Genomic DNA, 20195 nt, shown 5'->3' with positions numbered 1-20195 from the left:
GAGGAATTTTTATGTCGCTACCACGTTATAAAGTTACAATGCTTGCTTTATCTTTGAGCATCGCAACGGCATTTGTAGGCTGTAGCAGCAATCCAAGTAAAAAAGATGTTGTCGATACTGGTCCTCAGTCAAGCGAGCAAAGCTATTACAACAAAGCGATGAAAGCCTTAGATAAGGGTCAATATGGCGATGCTGAAAAATCATTTCAAGCAATTGATACCTATTACCCAACAGGTCAATATGCCCAACAAGCACAGTTGGAAATGATTTATACCAAATTTAAACAAAAAGATTATGAGGCGACGATTGCCCATGCTGAACGTTTTATTCGTTTAAATCCACAACATCCAAATGTTGATTATGCTTACTACGTTCGTGGTGTGGCGAATATGGAACAAAATTATGACGGCTTGATGCGTTATACCTCGCTCAAGCAATCACACCGTGATACCAGTTATTTAAAAAATGCCTACCAAAACTTTGTAGATTTTATTCGCCGCTTCCCAAGCAGCCAATATGCAGTTGACGCTGCGCAACGTATGAAGTTTATTGGGCAAGAACTTGCTGAAAGCGAAATGAATGCTGCACGCTTTAACGTTAAACGTAAAGCGTATTTAGCCGCTGTTGAACGCTCACAATGGGTAATTGAACATTATCCACAAACCCCTCAAGTCGCTGAAGCACTTGCAACCATGGCGTATGGCTATGACAAACTTGGCGACAAAGCTACTTCTCAACAATATGTTGAAATTTTAAAACTGAATTATCCAAATTTAGTTAAATCAAACGGTGAGGTGAATTTACGTGCTGCACGTAAAGAAGGTAGCTTCTTGAACCGTGCAACTTTGGGTATTTTTGGACGTAGCGAAAAAACAGGTGGCGCAGTTGAAACGAATGAGTCAAATGCACAAGCGCAAGATTCCTCAGAAAATAAACCAAGTTGGTTAAACCGTGCAACTTTTGGTTTGCTAGATCGTCCTGATCGCCAAAGTTCTGGTGACTATGCAAATGCCAATGAAAGCCTCTATGATGGTCAACGTACACAGCCACAGACTCAAACCGAGCAGACGGAACAACCTCAACAACAATGATTTAAATATCTCACAAAGGCAGAATTTATATTCTGCCTTTTTTATATGTAAGCAAATCCAATACACATATACGCCTTGGCAAATCTAAGCTAAACTTATCGACCGACTGGTTTATCTCCTCGACTTGGCTTTAACTTATGGCTATTCCTCAGCACACCATTGATCAAATTTTAGATCGAACTGACATTGTCGATTTGATTGGTCAACGTGTGAAGTTGAAAAAAACAGGACGTACTTATTCAGGCTGTTGCCCTTTTCATCAGGAAAAAACGCCCTCTTTTCATGTTTATCGTGACAAACAATATTTCCATTGTTTTGGTTGCCAAGCCAATGGAAATGCCATCCGTTTTTTAATGGATATTGACCATCGCAACTTTGTTGATGTCATGAAAGACTTAGCCAGTCAAACAGGCATCGAGCTTCCAAAAGATAATCAAGACAATAAAAAATTGTCTTATAAACGTGAAGCCCCTAAGCAACAACCTGTTATAGAGCATAAAGTTGCTGATCCGCAAAGTACGCAACCGACGCTACAAAATGAGGGAATGCCTTCGGAAATTGACCCTTTTGAGGCATTTAACCAATATCCTGATTTTGATCATTTTGACCCAACACAGTTTGAAACTACGCCTTTTGAGCAAATTCCACAAGACGGAAACTTATATGACCTCTTGGAAAATGTCGCACAGTTTTATGAAAAACAACTGCCACATAGCAAAACCGCACAGCACTATTTTAAACACCGTGGTTTAAGTAAAAATACGATTCAATATTGGCGTTTGGGCTATGCACCCGAAGACTGGCAACACTTAGAAAAAGCCTTTCCACAAGATATTGCAGGTTTAAAGCTGCTCGGTCTGATCCGTACCAGTGATAGTGGACGTGATTTTGACCTACTACGTGATCGGGTGATTTTTCCGATTCGTGACTCAAAAGGTCGTGTCGTTGGTTTTGGTGGTCGTGCGCTGAATGATGAAATTAAACCGAAATACATCAACTCACCAGACTCTGAAGTTTTCCATAAAAACCAATTGCTCTACGGCTTATATGAGGGGCGTAAAGAACGTTCTCAAGACTGGCTGATGGTCGAAGGTTATATGGATGTGATCGCCTTACAACAGTATGGCATTTCGGGGGCTGTAGCCATGCTTGGCACAGCGAGTAATGCTGAACATTTGGGTATTTTATTTAAACAAAATAATCAAATTACGATTGCGTTTGATGGTGATGCAGCAGGTCAAAAAGCTGCCCGTCGTACTTTAGAAATCGCTTTACCCTTGCTCAATGACGGACGTGAACTCAAGTTTTTCGTTTTACCTAAGGAACACGATCCAGACTCATTGATCCGTAAAGAAGGCATGGAAACCTTTCAACGTTTGTGGCAAAGTGCTCCCCTGCTATCTGATTTTTTATTTGCTTTACTCAGTCAAAACTATGCGATAAATACGCCTGAAGGCAAAAGTCAGGTTATGGCAGAACTGAATCAATTGGTTGAACTACTTCCAAAACAAGGTTCATATCGTTATTTATTAAGACAATTTTTCCGTGAGAAATTAGGTTTTAATAAAAAATGGCAACCACAAGTGAGCTTAGATGCCTCTTTGTCTTTTAACATTCGCACCAAAGATGAAGATTTTGCAGTAGCAATCTTGATGCAGCATCCTTTCTTATACATTCATTTTGAGGTGTTACGGGCATTTATCCATCCTGATGAATTACTTGCCAAAGTGCTTGCTATTTTTGACCTTGTTTTTGATGATTTACCCGATGATCAAGAGCTTGCAACTTATTATATTTTAGGTGCTTGCAGCACTTATCATTTAGAGCTGTCTGAAATTATGCAGCGCACCAATATTCAAAACTTAATCCAAGCCCCTGAAATGGCGGATAAATTAGCAGCTGAATATTCATTGTCTTTGCAAGAAAAGTATCTGCGTCAAAAAATGAAAGCGCCTGCATCCTTAAGTGAATCTCGTAATTTACGTCAACAACTCAATGAACTCACCAAGAAAATTAGTTTAAAATTGGTGCATAGTTAAGTTTTACATACTGAATTTTCATGATGCCACATTCACTTTTAGCAATTCCCTTAGATCATATTTTTCTTGAAGGTTGTGATTTTCAAATTGAACTCTCACACCAACAGGAACAGTTAAAAATCACTTTGGATGGTGGCTATGTTGGGCATGAACATATTATTTATTTTAGTTTGTATTTTAAGAATATCGCCAGTTTCTATTATGAAAATGATGAAATGTGGTTAGAACAACTTGCTAAAAAATATGATCTTACAACAATTTCAGAGCATGCTTATCGTGGAATTTTTAGATGTGACCATGCTGACTTAGAAAAAATTCAAGATTTTGATGCGCTTGGTCGTTTAAATCTGACGCGCTTTTTAGTACTTGGACAGCATTGTTATTGTGAGTTTATTGCTCAAAAAGAGTTTTCAATACAGGCAATTGCACCACAAGATTAAGACTCAAGTTTTTACTTTTACTTGACGTGTATTTTCAAAAATATCCTGAATATTTTCTTTTAACCATTCAAAATGCGAAGGATCTTCATCTTTGGCAGCGTGACGCAGCAAAATTGAGGTTGGATGCAAAAGCTTTTGCGTTAAACGATGATTAAACTCTTGTAAAACGGTGGCTGCATCTTCTCCTGCTTGAATCCGCTGCAAAGCATAAATTAATTCAAGCTGACTAAGCTGTTCACCTTGCTGACGATAATGATGAATCGTTTCACCTGCATCATTAATTTTTTGCTGTGTAACCAATTGCGTGACCAATTGATTCACCATCACTTCAGCTTCAACCGCAGCCTGACGACGATGGGCAAGATTTTCATCAATGACGGATTGCAGATCATCAACCCCATACAAATACACGCCATCCAAGCTTTCTACTTTGGAGTCGATATCACGTGGTACCGCTAGATCAACCAACAGCATTTGTTGATAACGGCGTTTTTTTAAAGCCGCTTTCACATCAGCAAATGAAATCACCTGATATAAACTGCCTGTACAGCTTGAAATTACATCTGCACGATATAGATTTTCAGCAAGCTCTGAAAATGGAATGATTTCCACTTCGACACGATGTGCAATCTCTTGTGCAAGCTTTTCAGCACGCTCACGCCCACGGTTACAAATAAGGATTTTAGCCACACCCATTTCGGCTAAATGTTTTGCTACCAAACTGTTCATTTCACCTGCTGCAACCACCATGACAGTAAGTTTTGCAGGTTGACTAAATACTTGCAAAGCCAACTGTGCAACTGCATAGCCCATCGAAACAGCATGACTTCCAACCGCAGTTTCAGAGCGTACACGTTTGGCTGCATAAAAAGCATATTCAAAAATTTGATTCAGATTTTGAGAAACGACCTTTGCATCTTTTGCTAGTGCAAGCGCAGTCTTAACTTGCCCTAAAATTTGTGGCTCACCCAACATCAGTGAATCTAAACCACTTGCAACACGCATTAAGTGTGAAACAGCATCACTATTTTCATAACGATATACATGATTTGACAATTGCTTTACATCAATGCCATTTGTTTGAGCGAGCCAATCTAATACCATATCGGCATTTTCAGCCATGGCATAGACTTCGGTACGATTACAAGTCGAAACCACCACCATATCATTCATCTTATGGTGTTGGTACTGTTCTGTCAGCAATGTGGTCAAGCGCTCAGGATTAAAAGCGACTTTTTCACGGAGCTCTACAGAAGCAGTTTGATGGTTGACACCCAATGCAAAGAAAGACATATCAGATCATCATTTCGCTAAATTTATGCTATTGTGCAATAACGGTGTCATAAAAAGCATACTTGGATAAAGAAAAATTGCGTCAAATAAGCAGCCGCATTAACGGCACGACAATTAAGCAATATTCTACCACATTCTTACTTGTTGGTAGTATGGCTTCTAGCGCTCATATTCGAGCAGCTAGCGAATTGTATCATGCAAACTATAATACAGAAGCACTAAAACAAAGCATGATTGCTGAATTTGCTTTGGCATATCATGACATACCTACAGCTTTGCACAACTATACCGTACTTGCAATCCGTAATAATTCAACCTCAATCAAGCAACGTGCGCTAGATGTTGCGATTGAATACCAAGACTTACAAGCCGCTTTAGACGTTGCCACTCATTGGGTAGTACAAGAGCCAGAAGATGTCCCTGCCAAGTTTTATTTGGCACACATTGCATTAAAAGCCCATGAATACCAACTTGCAGCAGAAACTTTAGATCATATTTTAAATATTGATCCAAATGCGGATTTAGAACAAATTTTGGCAGGGATCACCCCAGAATCTGAGGAGGATCGTGTAAATCTTCTCAACACGCTTTATGCCAGTAAAGAAAAAAATAACCCTTCAGTTTTGATCCTTATTGCTGGTCTTGAAGCGCAAAGTAACAACATAGAAAAAGCGTTAGAAACGGTAAATAAAGCCTTAAGAAAACGTCCAAAAGTAACGGGTTTTATTCTAATGAAAGCCAATTTACTGATGGCTTTAGGCAATGAAAAAGAAACTTTAGACTGGTACGAGCGCAGTAGTCGTAAGCACAAATATAATTTGGAAGTGCGACTGGCAGAAGTTCGTTACCTGATTAAGGTCAATCAAGCTGAACAAGCTTTAGAAAAGTTAGAAAAAATCATCAAAACATGGCCTGATGCTGAAGAAGCCTTATTTATTGCAGGCTTAACCGCAATCGATCTAAAAAAATATGATTTGGCTGAACACTATTTGGTTGAGTTACGCTATTCAAGTAAATATCAAAATGATGCCTATTTTTATTTGGCTGTAAATGCTGAGCGTAAACAACAACTTGAAACTGCTAAAGCGTACTATCGACTGGTAGATGGAAACTTATACACCGTTTCTAGACGTAACCTGATTTCAATTTATGATAAGCAAGGCAAGCTTAATGATGTTTTACGTTTTTTAACCCAAGAACGTGTTAATTATCCTCAACATGCAAGTTTTCTTTATCAAGCACAAGCTGAAATATTAAAGAAAATGGACAATAAAAAAGCAGCATTACGTTTGCTCAGTGAGGCTGTGCAAAACTTACCTGATGACCCTGAGTTGCTCTACTCAGAAGTTTTATTGCTAGATCCATTTGAAAATAAAGAACAATTGGACAAAGCTTTAAAACAATTGCTCAGCATAGAACCTAACAGTCCAACCTATTTGAATGCTTATGCTTATACACTCGCCTTACAAAATCGTCGTTTGAATGAAGCACGTACTTATGCAGAAAAAGCACTCGACTTTGCTCCTGAACAAGCCTCTATTTTAGATACTTTAGGTTATATCACCTTCTTGCAAAATGACTTTGTAACCTCATCCAAAGTCCTTGCTAAAGCATATGAAATGAGTGGCAGTATTAATATTGGTGTACGTTACGCAAAATCATTATATATGCAAGGTGCATTAGACAAATTTAATCAAGTGTTACAACAACTCAAACAAAATCACCCAAATGATGCTGAATTACAGCAACTAGATTCTTTATTGTTACCTCAACATTTACATAAGAGTTAATTTTTATGCGTTTTATGGCTCAAGTATTTTTTGCTTCGATTGCGACAGCAAGTTTTGCCTTAACAGGTTGTCAGCAATATGTAAAAACCCCACAAACCACTGTCCTACAAGTTCAAGATGCACAAAATTTCAGTTTAGAAGGAAAAATTGGCGTCAAAACTCCCAAACAAACAGGCAGCGCATTTTATACTTGGCAACAAAATCATGACAATTTTGACATTCAGCTGACGGGTATTTTAGGAATTGGGAAAACCATTATCGAAGGAAAACCGGGGAAAGTGACATTAAACAGTGCTAAAACTGGCGAAATTACCGCAGCAACGCCTGAAGAATTACTCGAACGTGCTACAGGTTGGGTCGCACCGATTACCCATATTGTGTATTGGGTACAAGCTAAACCTGCAACCACCACAGCACAAGTTGAAAAAGATCAACAACAACGCCCGAAAACCATTATTGAGGATGGTTGGACAGTTGATTTCAGTTATAACGATGCGGCTGCATTACCGAATAAGCTAATTTTAAAACAAGCTTTAGCGGAAGGGCAGGAAAATCGTATTACAATGATCATCCAAAATCGTTAATCTGCAAAAGCTTAAATTGTTATGATTCGTGTGCCCTCTCCTGCCAAATTAAATTTGTTTTTACACATCACTGGTCGCCGTGAAAATGGCTATCATGAGTTGCAAAGTATTTTCCAACTGATTGATTTATATGATTGGATGGAATTTACTCAAAACGATGCGGATCAAATATGCATTGAGGGTTTAAACAGTGTTGATCTAGAAAAAAATCTGATCTACAAAGCCACACAAATTTTAAAACCATTTGCTAAAGCTTTGACAGGTTTGACGATTAACATCGAAAAAAACATTCCAATGGGTGCTGGTCTAGGCGGTGGTTCTTCCAATGCTGCGACTACACTGATTGTGGTCAATCAACTTTGGCAATGTGGCTTAAGCATTTCTGAATTAGCAGAACTGGGAGTGCAATTAGGTGCAGATGTACCAATCTTTGTGCATGGTAAAAATGCGTGGGCAGAAGGCATTGGTGAACACTTAACATTCATAGACTTAGATCAAAAACAATACATTTTGTTAAAACCTGATTGTTTTATCAGCACTCAACTGCTTTTTTCACAAAAAACATTGACAAGAGATACGAAGCCTACTAAATTTTGCGCCTATCAACAAAACTCATCTGGTTTTGGAAATAACTTTGAGCCACTGGCTCGAAAATTATATCCAGAAGTGGATGAAGCCATGCATTACTTAGACCAGTTCGGTAAAGCAAAACTCACAGGTACAGGTGCTTGTGTTTTTGTTGAAGTCACTAAAAATATGAATATTGATGAGATTTTAGCACACTCTCCATGTAAAGCTTACTTGGTGAAAAGTCTGAATGAGTCACCTTTAGTTCATTTTCAAGTGTCATGATAGGGGCGTCGCCAAGTGGTAAGGCACCGGGTTTTGATCTCGGCATCCGTTGGTTCGAATCCAGCCGCCCCTGCCATCATTTTCATCTGTAGATGTGTGTTTCAGCTAAGTTTTAGGGGCGTCGCCAAGTGGTAAGGCACCGGGTTTTGATCTCGGCATCCGTTGGTTCGAATCCAGCCGCCCCTGCCATTTACTTTCAAAAAGACAGAACAGTATTACTGTAGATTTTTCTAAGGTTAACTCATAAATACCTTGACAAATTTTAGTAAAAATATTAAAATTCTGCCGCATTAGGGGCGTCGCCAAGTGGTAAGGCACCGGGTTTTGATCTCGGCATCCGTTGGTTCGAATCCAGCCGCCCCTGCCATCTATTTTCAAACATGCCAACCGCCAAGGGTGCTTCATGCCCAATCTTGTCGTTTTTAGTGGAAATGCTCATCCACAATTCGCCCAAAAAGTCGTTAGCCATTTGCATATCCCATTGGGAGCTGCATCAGTAGGTAAATTCTCTGATGGTGAAATCACTGTCGAAATTACTGAAAATGTGCGTGGTAAAGACGTATTTATCGTACAACCAACTTGTGCACCAACCAATGATAACCTCATGGAAATCTTGGTCATGGCAGATGCTTTGCGTCGTGCAAGTGCTGGTCGTATTACCGCTGTGATTCCTTATTTCGGTTATGCGCGTCAAGACCGTCGTCCACGTTCAACTCGTGTACCAATTACTGCAAAAGTTGTCGCAGATATGCTGACCACTGTAGGAATTGACCGTGTGGTCATGATCGACTTACATGCTGACCAAATCCAAGGTTTCTTCGATATTCCTGTAGACAATATCTACGGTACGCCTGCTTTGCTTGCTGACCTGCGTCAACAATCTCATCACAACCTCATGGTGGTTTCACCTGACGTTGGTGGTGTGGTTCGTGCACGTGCAGTTGCAAAACAAATGGGTGATATTGATCTTGCGATCATCGATAAACGTCGTCAAAAAGCCAATGAATCACAAGTGATGCATTTGATTGGTGATGTAAAAGATCGTGATTGTGTGATCGTCGATGACATGGTGGATACAGCAGGTACATTATGTAAAGCTGCTGATGCACTTAAACAATTTGGTGCACGTAAAGTTGTTGCTTATGCAACGCATCCAGTTCTTTCTGGTAAAGCACTTGAAAACTTGCAAAACTCAGTGATTGATGAATTGGTTGTGACTGACACCATTCCACTTTCTGAAGAAGCATTGAAACTTGGTAAAATTCGTCAAGTTTCTGTTGCAAGCATGGTTGCTGAAACAATTCGTCGTATTAATAACGAAGAATCTATTAGCGCAATGTTCGATTCTTATCTATAATATAGCGCTAAAATTTAAAAGCCCTGCCTTTTGGTGGGGCTTTCTATCACTAGACTGGTCGAAGGTCTAGTCAATTAAACTTAAATTAGGAATGTCTATCATGGCAAACTTCGTATTAAATGCAGTAGCACGTGAAGAAGCAGTACAAGGGAAAGGTTCGAGCCGCCGCCTTCGTCTTCAAAACAAAGTACCTGCAATCATCTATGGTGGTTCAGCTGAGCCTGTAGCAGTAACTTTAGAGCTTCGTGAGCTTGTTAAAGCTTTAGAAAGCAATGCTTTCTTTGAAGAAGTTGTAGAAATCAACATCGAAGGTAAAGCTGAAAGCGTTAAAATCCAAGCTTTACAACGTCACCCAGCTAAAAATACACCTATGCACGCTGACTTCAAACGCGCATAAGTGTTGAATGGTGTAAATGAGTGTGAGTAAACTTTCACTGATTGTTGGTTTGGGTAATCCAGGTTCGGAGTATGCCCAAACCCGCCATAATGCAGGCTTTTGGTTTGTAGAACGCCTTGCAGATCAATATGGCATTCAACTTAAAACTGATTCTAAATATAAAGGCATCAGTGGTCGTGGTAATATCGAAGGTCAAGACGTTCGTCTATTATTACCAACCACCTTTATGAACCTCTCTGGTCAAAGTGTGGTACCCTTCGCCAAATTTTATCAAATCCAACCAGAAGAAATTCTGATTGCACATGATGAACTTGACATGAACCCAGGTGTCATTCGCTTAAAAACAGGCGGTGGTCATGGTGGTCATAATGGTTTACGTGATATTGTTCCGCATATCGGTGCAAATTTTCACCGCTTACGCATTGGGATCGGTCATCCAGGTGCAAAAGAAAAAGTATCTGGTCACGTATTAAGCCGTGCCCCAAGCAGTGAACAAACTTTAATGGATGATGCAATTCATCATGCTTTAAGTAAGATCGATCTTTTAGTGAACGGTGAGATTCAGCAGGCAATGAATCAAATAAATGCCTACAAACCGTAAACTTCATTTATTCAATTTCAAGCTTTGTTAAACAATTCTTCTTGCTATGCGCTAAATTTAAGAGCAAAATGCGCTTTCAAAAAGCATCCCATTGCAAAAGTTATTGTTTGACCGCATATAACTGTCGTAGGACAATTAGGAGACGCAAGCCATGCTATCTCGTTTATTAAAAGCTAAAATCCATCGTTGTGTCGTGACTCAAGCAGAGTTGCACTATGAAGGTTCTTGTGCAATTGACGGCATTCTTTTAGATTTGGCTGGCATTCGTGAATACGAAGAAATTCATATGTGGAATGTGACAAATGGTAAGCGTTTCACAACCTATGCAATTCGTGGTGAAGAAGGCTCTGGCATCATTTCTGTCAATGGTGGTGCTGCGCTTCAAGCGGATGTAGGTGATTTGATGATCATCGCAACATTTGGTGACTTTACCAATGCTGAAGCAGATGCACACAAACCTCGTCTTGTTTATGCAAACCCAGACAATACAGTGAATCACACAGCAAACTGTATTCCTGTACAAGTTGCTTAAGTACCAAGAATTCGATAAGACCCGCAATACGCGGGTTTTATTTTGTCTGAGTCATTCTCTGAGTACGTTTTTCCAAAAAATATTTTCTTCGACCTCACCTTTTTGATTGGTAAATTGACAACGAAGCTCTGGATTTTTAATTTTTTCACGATATTTTTAATTTAAAATCGCGGACTCAAAAGTTAAGTGCAACACATTTGTAATGAGTTTAGAAAATTAGGTGAATTACAATCATGATGATTTTTCAACTCACAATTGGAAAAACAGAACTCTCTCAAATCTATCCGCTTGTCTTTTCACTCTACATCTGAAGTGAATTGATGGTATCAGAATATAATTTCCATTTACATAGAAGCCTCATTGAATGAGGTTTCTAACTTTGAATCCGCATTTTTAATTCACCTATTATCTATTTAACAAAAATACCAAATATAATTTAAAACATTTAAACTTTAGACAACCAAGACATTAAAAAATCTACACAAGTGATTTTTCAACTATGCTTCATCTATCTGTAAAAGCCAAAAATAAGATTAAGGTTCTGAAGGCCTTTTCAATTAACCCCTAAGTTAATACTTTTTAATGACTTTTTGCTCTTTGTAAAGCATCGTTCCATTGTCGTAAATGGAACTGTCTTTCGTCTTCTTGCATATTCGGTTCAAATGCTCGATCTAATTGCCAAGAGGCTGAAATTTCTTCTAAATTTGCAAATACTCCCATTTTCAAGCCCGCCATCGCTGCTGCACCCCATGACGTTGATTCCAAAAGTTTAGGACGTAATACAGGGACATTTAAAAGATCTGCTTGAAACTGCATCAGCATATCATTTTGACTTGCACCACCATCGACTCGAAGTTCTTTTAAGGGTTGGGAAATATCGGATTGCATCGCAGTCAACACATCAGACACTTGAAATGCAATCGACTCTAAGGCTGCACGTGCAATATGTGATTTATGTGTACCTCGTGACATGCCACACAGTAAAGCCCGTGCATCACTGTCCCAATGTGGTGCACCTAAACCTGTAAATGCAGGTACTAAAACCACACCATCGGTTGTACTCACCTGACAAGCTAACTTTTCCACTTCTGTACTATTTCTAATAATCCCTAAACCATCTCTTAGCCATTGCACAATCGCTCCTGCCATAAACACACTCCCTTCGAGTGCATACGCGGATTGCTGCTGACAGCTCCATGCCAATGTCGTCAAAAGTTGATTTTGACTGAGTTGAATCTCTGTTCCCGTATTGAATAACATAAAACAACCTGTGCCATAGGTGTTTTTTGCTGTACCTGCGTCAAAGCAAGACTGTCCAAACAATGCTGATTGTTGATCGCCCAATACCCCTGCAATCGGAATTTCAGCTCCCAGCAAACCCGTTGCAGTATTAGCAACATACTGATCTGAATCAATAATTTTAGGTAAAATGGATTTTGGAATATTAAATAAGTCTAATAGCTCATCATCCCATTGTTGTTTTTTTAAGTTCATTAACATGGTTCTAGAAGCATTACTGGATTCGATCACATGCTCAGCGCCTCGTGTAAGGTTCCAGACCAACCAGCTGTCAATGGTGCCAAAAGCAACATGTCCTTGCTCTGCAAGCGCTCTAAGTCCATTCACATTTTCCAACAACCAAACTAATTTTCCAGCACTAAAATAAGGGTCTATACGTAAACCTGTTTTATATTGTATTTTTTCTAAATAATTATTTTGCAGTAATTGATTACACCATCCTGCTGCACGACGATCTTGCCACACGATCGCAGGCGCTAAAGCTCGACCTGTACGTTTATCCCAAACGACTGTGGTTTCACGTTGATTAGTCACACCTAAGGCTTGAATATCTTTGGCAAGTAATCGTGCTGAAGCAATCGCTTGTTGCACAACTGCAATTTGGGTCGTCCAAATTTCTTGTGCATCTTGTTCAACCCAACCTGAATGTGGGGTTTTTATTTGGATTTCTCTTTGAGCTGTAGCATGAACTTTTCCATGTTCATCAAAGATTATTGCTCGGCTAGAGGTCGTTCCTTGATCAAGTGCGAGTAAATAGCTCATGTTTTTTAGTTTTAACCCTTGAAAAAATTAGATAGTAACGCAATTATGTAATTAAGCGCATTATTGCAAACAAAAGTTGTGAATTACCATCCTAATTTATAACTTTTATGCTATGATGGCGTTGTTATCTGGGGATGTTATTGGCTTCGACGCTGATGATGAAGCTCATAGATGCATGCCGAGAGCGCATTTCCTCTCGTAAATAAAATTTGCATTTTAAATAGTCGCAAACGACGAATCTTACGCTCTAGCTGCCTAAGGGCCGCTTGTCCGCATCTCTGAATACTTGTGGTTAGAGATCCCGACTGAAGCGCACGCACACAAGTCCGTATAACATCAAGCCTCGGGGTGTTGTACTAAATCTAGAGGATCGCGTTTTTAATCCTGTTCGTCGGGTCTTTAAACGTTAAAATAATAGACGATATCTAAGCATGTAGTATTCTCGAGTGTAGTGTTGGCGGACGCGGGTTCAACTCCCGCCATCTCCACCAAATACCTTCCAAAACATGGCAAAATATGCCAAGTTTTAAAGACAAAAGGCTTGATTCTAAAGGGATTAAGCCTTTTTTCTTGCCTAAACATAACCAAACATAACTAGCTATAGTGTACATGTACCGTGTACACTGTCTTGTACATTGCACATTTTATTGAACTCACTGGTGTACAAGCCATGAAAAGATCAGATATAAAACGCCGTCCCCTTTCAGACACAACACTTGCTAACCTTGAACCCGAAGAAAAAGAATATCGGGAACTAGACGGTGAGGGTCTATATTTCCGTGTAAAGCCTGATGGTAAGAAAGCATGGTTATTCAGATACAAAAAGGCTGATGGTAAATGGTCATGGCTTGGGATAGGTACTTATCCTGAATTGTCGGGTAAAGGTGCAAGAAAAAAAGCATCTGAGATTATTAAGGATATTTCTCACGGCGATAACCCAATCATTACCAAACAGGAAAGAAACCGCCAAGAGCTAGAACAGAATAATGCTACTTTTGAATTATTGGCTAGAGAATGGTTAGACACCAAAGTAAATACTTGGGTGAATGACACCATGACCCGAAATAAAGGCGCATTGGAAAAGCATATATTCCCAGTTTTTGGCAAACGCTTGTATACCACGATCAAGCCAATTGAATGGATGAATCATTTACAAGGTATTCAACAGAAGCAAGGCATCTATGAACAGGTCAACCGAGTTCGGGCAATGTGCCGAGATATTTATGACTATGCAAAGGTCACTGGTCGTATTGACTACAATCCTTTAGAGGGTATTCAAAAGTATTTGCAACAAGGCAAAAAAGAAAACATGGCGCATGTCAGTGAACAGGAGTTACCGACATTAATCAGAGCCATTAATAATTACCCGACTATGGACGTAAGAATCGGTTTACAGCTTTTGGCTATGTTGTTTTGTCGTCCGAGTGAATTAAGACAGGCAAAATGGGATGAGTTCGATTTTGATCATGCTGTATGGAATATTCCCGAAGAACGTATGAAGAAACGCCGTGAGCATGTTGTACCTTTATCAAAACAAGCCGTTGCCATTCTGCAAGAATTAAAAACGTATGAAACCAATTCTGAGTTTTTATTTCCGAGTAGATCGGACAAGAGTAAGCCTAAATCAGATACCGTTTTCATTATGGCTTTGCGCCGTATGGGATATGAGGGACGACAAACACCTCACGGCTTTAGGCATATCGCTAGTACGCTTTTAAATAATCGTGGTTTTGATGAGCGTCATATTGAAGCTGCATTGGCACACGTAAAGGATGGTGTAGCAGGCGTGTATAACAAGGCTCAGTATTTAGAGGACAGAGCCAATATGATGCAGTGGTATGCCAATTATTTAGAAGAAATCGCAGACCAAAGTATTATCCAGTTTAAAAAAGCTAAATGACATAATTTGTCGCATTAGATACAAAAATATACACATTTATAATTAAATATCGTTTATATTCAGTTTGCTAAGTCTAGGTTTGCTCCCGAAAGTCAGATACCCAATCTGATTGGCTTAGCTATTTTATTATTGGGATGCTGTGGGGGCAGTTTTGATTGGTGTAAATGAATATATAGACAATATTCCAGAACAATTTATCTCCGTTGATGAATTGCTAAAAATTCTTGCCGATTGTGAAAAAACTACAATAATAAAATCAGCTCAATGGCTTATGAATCATATTCAAATATTAAATAGAACAAGAAAATTGATTCTCAAAAATTCATACACTCTTGTTGAGTATGAATATAACGATAATGATTTTTATAATTGCCCAATTACAACTATCAGGTTAATAGCTGATGAAGAAGAAGTATTTTATACGGATTGTGTAGGTTTTGCTCGCTACAGAGTTTTAAAAGATTTAAAAAATATTGGATTAGGCATTAATGATGATTTAATAGGAAATAGCCCATATATGTCTAAATCTTGTTCTGAAAGTGATGATAATTTTTATAAAAATCAATGTTATGACTTAATGAAAGATTTAAATAAAGTGCGAAATATGAATATCCAAAAACCTCAAAAACTAAGCGACATTCACCAACATGCAACCTTCTTAAATAAAGATAACCACTTGTATTGCAGAGAGATGGCTTTACTAGGTAGGCTGAATCATGAGTTTAATGTATTAGGTAATTATGGAGGACGTAGCAATAAAGAGGATAAAATTAAAGATTTTTTAAGAGATAATGGTGAAGAATATGGCTTTAGAGACCCTAAACCATTTAACTATAAGGCAATTTCATCACTAATTGATCTAATTAAAGACCAAAAGACAACAGTCGAAATTTTAAGTGACTTAGAAGTAGAAACAAAAGAGAAAGTAACCGAGAAATATAAAAAGTAACTCACAACAATAATAAAAGTTACCTTAAAAAAGTAAAAGTAACTTTAGATGATTAATAGTTACTGTATTGATAAAAGTAGTAAATCTATAAGGAAAATCAGTAACTGCTTTTTTGATTACAAGTAACCAAGTATTTGAATTTCATATATTTAAAGTCACCATTGGTAAGTGCTTAAATTTATACATACTTTTTAATGTATAGGTTTATTTATGACTATCAAACCAATTCGAGTGCAGTTTAAAACAGCTTGCCAAATCTTAGACATTAGCCGTGAATCATTGCGTCATCTAGTCCGTACAGACAAAACTTTCCCCAAAGCAATCAAGACAGGTGAAGCAAAACAAGCCCCTGTCTATTTTGACTATGCCCAATTAATCGAATGGCATAACAATCAAATGCAAAGCCTAACCAATGCAGAATTGGAGGCTTAAACATGAACCACCAAACCCAAATTTTAGCCCACCTCAAACAAGGTAAAACTTTAAGCCAAGCCGAAGCTATTAATTATTACGACTGCTATCGCCTGAGTGCTGTTATTCAGCGTTTACGCCGTTTAGGTCATGACATTGTGACCCACCAAGAGCCGAACCTAAACAATAAAGGCACACATGCTCGATATGAATTAAATGAGGTGCAAGCATGAGCCCATCTATTTTTAATTTTAATGAACACGGCGTTCGAGTTGTCATTTCGGTTTACAGCTTTTAGCAATGCTGTTTTGTCGTCCAAGTGAATTAAGACAAGCAAAATGGGATGAATTTGACTTTGATCATGCTGTATGGAATATCCCTGAAGAACGTATGAAGAAACGCCGTGAGCATGTTGTACCTTTATCAAAGCAAGCCGTTGCCATTCTGCAAGAATTAAAAAGCTATGAAACTAATTCCGAGTTTTTATTTCCAAGCAGATCGGACAAGAGTAAGCCTAAATCAGATACCGTTTTTATTATGGCTTTGCGCCGTATGGGATATGAGGGACGACAAACACCTCACGGCTTTAGGCTATCGCCAGTACCCTTTTAAATAATCGTGTTTTGATGAGCGTCATATTGAAGCTGCATTAGCACACGTAAAGGATGGTGTAGCAGGTGTTTATAACAAAGCTCAGTATTTAGAGGACAGAGCCAATATGATGCAATGGTACGCTAATTATTTAGAAGAAATAGCAGATCAAAGCATTATCCAGTTTAAAAAAGCAAAGTGACAATTTATGCCGCATCCAGTTTAAAAAAGCAAAGTGACAATTTATGCCGCACAATATACCAAAGTATGTACAATTATAATTAAATATCTTTTATATTCAGTTTGCTAAGTCTAGGTTGATCCCCGAAAATCGAGTACCCAATTCGATTGGCTTAGCAGTTTTTGTTGGGATGCGGTGGGAGGCATTATGTATAACAGTTATCTCAATGATTGTTCAATGTATTCTGAACATGCAGAATGGTTAAAACTATCTGATATTTTAAATGATTGGTGCAAAACTGATAAGACATGCAAAGAAATCAAACAAATGGCTATTCTTGGAGCATGTGAGAATGGTGAAAATAGAATATACAAGAAATGATGGTAAAACTGTAGATCAGACAAGAGCCAGCCTAAATCAGATACCGTTTTTATTATAGCTTTGCGCCGAATGGGTTATGAGAGACGACAAACACCACACGGCTTTATACATCTCACCAGTACCCTTTTTAATAATCGTAGTTTTGATGAGCGTCATATTGAAGCTGCATTGGCACACGTAAAGGACGGTGTAGCAGGTGTTTATAAAAAGGCTCAGTATTTAAAAGCATTATCCAGTTTAATAAAATTGATGATGTTTCAAATTGTTGCTTACACCATATGATCAAGTGGACCTGTAGGAGAAGCTCCCACTTCTCCTAAAACATCGAGAACCATTTCAAAGCCTTTGATTTAGTGTTTTTATATCAACAATGGAAGTGTTTAAATGACAGCATATGAAACACCTCCAAAAATAGTATTAACCTAGTTTAAGACTAGATATTATCGAAAACTTACCGAGGGGTGATACCAAAATTACTGCGGATATTTCCACCTGTCATTACCATTTGTCCTAATGGCTGCGCTGGAGGTAAAGCTGCCATCGTTGAACCTGTAGCATCAACCTTTGGATATAAATTGACATCTGCTCGTAATACATCAGTAGGTGCATTAGTGTCATTTAATTTCACAGTATTGTTTAAACTAATGGTTTTAGCATCTATACCTATTGTACTCGTTAAATTAAATTTTCCTGATAAACCATCAATCCCTAATTGTGATGGAGAGTCATATTGCCCGCTACTCGGTTTATCACTAATGCGTAGATAGTTATTAGGAACAGCTCCTGTGCTCCCTGCATTTAATGTTACATCACCATAAATAGCTAAACCTGTTCCTGAGTTTGGTTCTACTATTAGGTTTGCTTTTCCATCAATACGGGCAGCTATTCCAAATAAAACATCATTATAAGTTGTAAAATTATTACCTGGGACAAAACAACTTGAATCTGAAGTGCCTGCAGCACAAGCTGTAGAAACTATACGCGACCCAGGTAACTGACCAATTGCGACTTCAGCATCTAAAGCTGCAACTAGTTGTGGTACATTTAACCATAAACCACTATTAGACAAATTCACTGTACCAGTTAAATTTGCAAATAAATTAATATTTCTTAATCCAGCATAGTAGTTTACCGCTTCACCACTTTTAGAGCTAATGGCACCATCAATCAACATAATAGAGGTAGTTTTTGAACCAGTACTATTGCGCCCTTCTGTACTCATTGACAGACCAAAACCAAGGCTTTGCCTGTCATTCGAACCTTTAATCCCGTACAGCCCGATATTACTATTTAAGTTATAAATAGGTAACCCTAACCCCCAAGTTCCAATATTACTGCTTGGTGGATTATTAATGCTATTATCCGCAACAAATGCTCCTTGACGAGCAATTGCTTGGAAATCCATACCACGAATGGCAATCACTATCGCATTCGCAGGTGTAGTAGTCGGTGAAGCATACAATGCTGTTTTTAAGGTTGAGTCTGAAAAAGTTCCACTATAAATTTTATTTAATACAGCTTTTAATGGGAAATTAACAGTATTGGTTTTAGCTGCATTAATATAAATATCACCAAAATTTATATATGCCAAATCAGAATTCAATGATGTTGGATTACTAACTGTGTCTTTACGGATTTGTAACGGTGTCAAATTTCTAAAACGAATCGCATAAGCATTCTTACCAGATAATCCCAAATCGAAATAAGTTTGTGGATCATTGACAAAGTCCGTTTTCATTTGCATATGTAAACCGCCTTTACCGACTAGGTTACCAGTTCCTGTATTGGCGGTACCAGAAGTTGCGGCACCTAAATCATTTAGCTGTGTAGCATTCAGCTTTATATAGGCATTTTTTAATACACCAGAAGCACCTAAACGACCAAAACTTAAAATGTCCGAATCTAATCCAGTCGCTTTATATTTTGTATAATCTAAACCTACGCCTTTCTTATAACGTAAATCAACATTTAAACCAGGTTGTTTTTTCCCAGAGAAATCAGGATCATCAACATCACCCAATACAACTGAATTGCTACTAGATACATCACTCTTTTTATTGGTAGATAATACCACCCCATCCGTCGGGTCTAAATATAAATATCCATCGCCAGAAAAATTAAAATTAAAATCCTTTAATATAAGTTGGTTATAGTCTGTCCCACTATTATTTAATGTATAAAAAATATGAGAGTTTTTTAAACCAAATCCTAATGATGCAGGACTGTTCGAATTAAATAAACCACTTTGTGTTTCTAATGAAAAAGTTAAGTCTTTACGGTTCTGAAAAGTTAAAGCACCTAATGATGCACTGTTACTACAATCTGTTCCTCTACCCCCAGCAGCATTTGAGCAAACAGCCACATTAGCAATATTCATGGTTGCGGGTCCCAAAACAGCATTTAAACGCAGCCCATTAGATGCAGCAGCAGGTGCACCCGGTTTTCCGCCGACATCAGCTGTAAATTTTGCACTTAAACTAGTAGCACCGTTATAAGGAGTAGTTTTTATACCTTGCATACTTAAATTCAGTACATCGTCTGTACCTGCAGAGGTTTGAGTACTATCTTTCCAATTAACTTCACCAACTTCAACTTTATCTGCTTCAATTTGTAAACTAATGCCATCCTGACCTGAAATTTGACTGAGAGAGCTATCTTCCAACTCTTGCAACGCAAAGCTCTGCTGAGCACATAAAATACTCAATGTTAAAATATTCAATTGTATTATTCTTTTTCTCATCACTT

The 20195-nt window shown here is 38.3% G+C and carries 17 protein-coding genes, 3 tRNA genes, 1 other RNA gene and 2 pseudogenes; 20 read left to right on the top strand and 3 right to left on the bottom strand.

Features of this window, described 5'->3' with window-relative positions; genetic code table 11:
• Positions 1–11: 11 nt before the first annotated feature.
• The 3 genes from DJ533_RS06610 (at position 12) to DJ533_RS06600 (ending at position 3570) form a co-directional block, all read left to right on the top strand.
• Complete coding sequence (locus DJ533_RS06610; protein WP_065993636.1) at positions 12–1091, top strand: outer membrane protein assembly factor BamD; 1080 nt, start codon at positions 12–14, stop codon at positions 1089–1091.
• Positions 1092–1228: 137 nt separating this feature from the next.
• Positions 1229–3130, top strand: a complete 1902-nt coding sequence (locus DJ533_RS06605; protein WP_065993637.1) for a DNA primase — start codon at positions 1229–1231, stop codon at positions 3128–3130.
• Between the two features lie 23 nt (positions 3131–3153).
• Complete coding sequence (locus DJ533_RS06600; RefSeq protein WP_148245830.1) at positions 3154–3570, top strand: hypothetical protein; 417 nt, start codon at positions 3154–3156, stop codon at positions 3568–3570.
• A gap of 3 nt (positions 3571–3573) precedes the next feature.
• On the opposite strand, the gene hemA is transcribed toward DJ533_RS06600, so the two are convergent.
• Entirely contained in the window at positions 3574–4863 is a 1290-nt protein-coding gene (gene hemA / locus DJ533_RS06595; protein ID WP_065993639.1) for a glutamyl-tRNA reductase, read from the bottom strand.
• A 77-nt stretch (positions 4864–4940) separates the two neighbouring features.
• Here hemA and DJ533_RS06590 point away from each other — a divergent pair, with 77 nt between their 5' ends.
• The 10 genes from DJ533_RS06590 (at position 4941) to panD (ending at position 10976) form a co-directional block, all read left to right on the top strand.
• On the top strand, positions 4941–6653 hold the full coding sequence (locus DJ533_RS06590) for a tetratricopeptide repeat protein (protein ID WP_065993717.1): 1713 nt from the start codon (positions 4941–4943) through the stop codon (positions 6651–6653).
• Between the two features lie 5 nt (positions 6654–6658).
• The gene (gene lolB / locus DJ533_RS06585) at positions 6659–7237 is read left to right on the top strand and encodes a lipoprotein insertase outer membrane protein LolB (protein WP_065993640.1); all 579 of its coding nucleotides are present in this window, start codon (positions 6659–6661) and stop codon (positions 7235–7237) included.
• Between the two features lie 21 nt (positions 7238–7258).
• Complete coding sequence (ispE, locus tag DJ533_RS06580) at positions 7259–8089, top strand: 4-(cytidine 5'-diphospho)-2-C-methyl-D-erythritol kinase (RefSeq protein ID WP_065993641.1); 831 nt, start codon at positions 7259–7261, stop codon at positions 8087–8089.
• Position 8090: 1 nt separating this feature from the next.
• Positions 8091–8165: transfer RNA gene (locus tag DJ533_RS06575), tRNA-Gln, on the top strand.
• A 38-nt stretch (positions 8166–8203) separates the two neighbouring features.
• Positions 8204–8278, top strand: a tRNA-Gln gene (locus DJ533_RS06570).
• 103 nt (positions 8279–8381) lie between these two features.
• Positions 8382–8456 (top strand) — tRNA-Gln (locus DJ533_RS06565).
• Between the two features lie 36 nt (positions 8457–8492).
• Entirely contained in the window at positions 8493–9446 is a 954-nt protein-coding gene (locus tag DJ533_RS06560; protein WP_065993642.1) for a ribose-phosphate pyrophosphokinase, read from the top strand.
• A gap of 100 nt (positions 9447–9546) precedes the next feature.
• The gene (gene rplY, locus DJ533_RS06555; RefSeq protein WP_065993643.1) at positions 9547–9843 is read left to right on the top strand and encodes a 50S ribosomal protein L25; all 297 of its coding nucleotides are present in this window, start codon (positions 9547–9549) and stop codon (positions 9841–9843) included.
• A gap of 22 nt (positions 9844–9865) precedes the next feature.
• Positions 9866–10444, top strand: coding sequence for an aminoacyl-tRNA hydrolase (pth, locus tag DJ533_RS06550; protein WP_065993718.1), 579 nt, complete (start codon positions 9866–9868; stop codon positions 10442–10444).
• 151 nt (positions 10445–10595) lie between these two features.
• Entirely contained in the window at positions 10596–10976 is a 381-nt protein-coding gene (panD, locus tag DJ533_RS06545) for an aspartate 1-decarboxylase (RefSeq protein WP_004722504.1), read from the top strand.
• A gap of 579 nt (positions 10977–11555) precedes the next feature.
• Here panD and glpK read toward each other — a convergent pair.
• Positions 11556–13037 (bottom strand): glycerol kinase GlpK, encoded by a 1482-nt coding sequence (gene glpK / locus DJ533_RS06540; RefSeq protein WP_065993644.1) that lies wholly within the window; start codon positions 13035–13037, stop codon positions 11556–11558.
• A 130-nt stretch (positions 13038–13167) separates the two neighbouring features.
• Here glpK and ssrA point away from each other — a divergent pair.
• From ssrA to DJ533_RS06500, 7 genes and pseudogenes are all read left to right on the top strand, one after another.
• Positions 13168–13528, top strand: a transfer-messenger RNA (tmRNA) gene (gene ssrA, locus DJ533_RS06535).
• 179 nt (positions 13529–13707) lie between these two features.
• Positions 13708–14937 carry a tyrosine-type recombinase/integrase gene (locus DJ533_RS06530; protein ID WP_065993645.1) on the top strand — a complete coding sequence of 410 codons (1230 nt, stop codon included), beginning with the start codon at positions 13708–13710 and terminating at the stop codon, positions 14935–14937.
• A gap of 139 nt (positions 14938–15076) precedes the next feature.
• Positions 15077–15886, top strand: a complete 810-nt coding sequence (locus DJ533_RS06525; protein WP_081406090.1) for a hypothetical protein — start codon at positions 15077–15079, stop codon at positions 15884–15886.
• A gap of 210 nt (positions 15887–16096) precedes the next feature.
• On the top strand, positions 16097–16318 hold the full coding sequence (locus tag DJ533_RS06520; RefSeq protein WP_065993646.1) for a transcriptional regulator: 222 nt from the start codon (positions 16097–16099) through the stop codon (positions 16316–16318).
• 2 nt (positions 16319–16320) lie between these two features.
• Entirely contained in the window at positions 16321–16530 is a 210-nt protein-coding gene (locus tag DJ533_RS06515; protein WP_065993647.1) for a helix-turn-helix domain-containing protein, read from the top strand.
• A gap of 49 nt (positions 16531–16579) precedes the next feature.
• Positions 16580–17090, top strand: a pseudogene (locus DJ533_RS18785) (tyrosine-type recombinase/integrase); the annotation flags it as partial.
• Positions 17091–17462: 372 nt separating this feature from the next.
• Positions 17463–17732 (top strand): annotated as a pseudogene (locus tag DJ533_RS06500) (hypothetical protein); the annotation flags it as partial.
• Between the two features lie 169 nt (positions 17733–17901).
• On the opposite strand, the gene DJ533_RS06495 reads toward DJ533_RS06500, so the two are convergent.
• On the bottom strand, positions 17902–20190 hold the full coding sequence (locus DJ533_RS06495) for a DUF6160 family protein (protein WP_065993649.1): 2289 nt from the start codon (positions 20188–20190) through the stop codon (positions 17902–17904).
• Between the last annotated feature and the right edge of the window lie 5 nt (positions 20191–20195).

It is taken from the genome of Acinetobacter defluvii (assembly GCF_001704615.3).
Taxonomy (GTDB): Bacteria; Pseudomonadota; Gammaproteobacteria; order Pseudomonadales; family Moraxellaceae; genus Acinetobacter; species Acinetobacter defluvii.
The sequence above is the reverse complement of the archived record's forward strand: the minus strand, read 5'-3'. Positions and strand labels throughout refer to the sequence as shown.

Coding starts and splice junctions, on each gene's coding strand:
- DJ533_RS06560 (WP_065993642.1), top strand. CDS start 8,493: ATGCCCAATCTTGTCGTTTTTAGTGGAAATGCTCATCCACAATTCGCC.
- DJ533_RS06610 (WP_065993636.1), top strand. CDS start 12: ATGTCGCTACCACGTTATAAAGTTACAATGCTTGCTTTATCTTTGAGC.
- lolB (WP_065993640.1), top strand. CDS start 6,659: ATGCGTTTTATGGCTCAAGTATTTTTTGCTTCGATTGCGACAGCAAGT.
- DJ533_RS06520 (WP_065993646.1), top strand. CDS start 16,097: ATGACTATCAAACCAATTCGAGTGCAGTTTAAAACAGCTTGCCAAATC.
- glpK (WP_065993644.1), bottom strand. CDS start 13,037: ATGAGCTATTTACTCGCACTTGATCAAGGAACGACCTCTAGCCGAGCA.
- ispE (WP_065993641.1), top strand. CDS start 7,259: ATGATTCGTGTGCCCTCTCCTGCCAAATTAAATTTGTTTTTACACATC.
- hemA (WP_065993639.1), bottom strand. CDS start 4,863: ATGTCTTTCTTTGCATTGGGTGTCAACCATCAAACTGCTTCTGTAGAG.
- panD (WP_004722504.1), top strand. CDS start 10,596: ATGCTATCTCGTTTATTAAAAGCTAAAATCCATCGTTGTGTCGTGACT.
- DJ533_RS06515 (WP_065993647.1), top strand. CDS start 16,321: ATGAACCACCAAACCCAAATTTTAGCCCACCTCAAACAAGGTAAAACT.
- DJ533_RS06600 (WP_148245830.1), top strand. CDS start 3,154: ATGCCACATTCACTTTTAGCAATTCCCTTAGATCATATTTTTCTTGAA.
- rplY (WP_065993643.1), top strand. CDS start 9,547: ATGGCAAACTTCGTATTAAATGCAGTAGCACGTGAAGAAGCAGTACAA.
- DJ533_RS06605 (WP_065993637.1), top strand. CDS start 1,229: ATGGCTATTCCTCAGCACACCATTGATCAAATTTTAGATCGAACTGAC.
- DJ533_RS06495 (WP_065993649.1), bottom strand. CDS start 20,190: ATGAGAAAAAGAATAATACAATTGAATATTTTAACATTGAGTATTTTA.
- DJ533_RS06530 (WP_065993645.1), top strand. CDS start 13,708: ATGAAAAGATCAGATATAAAACGCCGTCCCCTTTCAGACACAACACTT.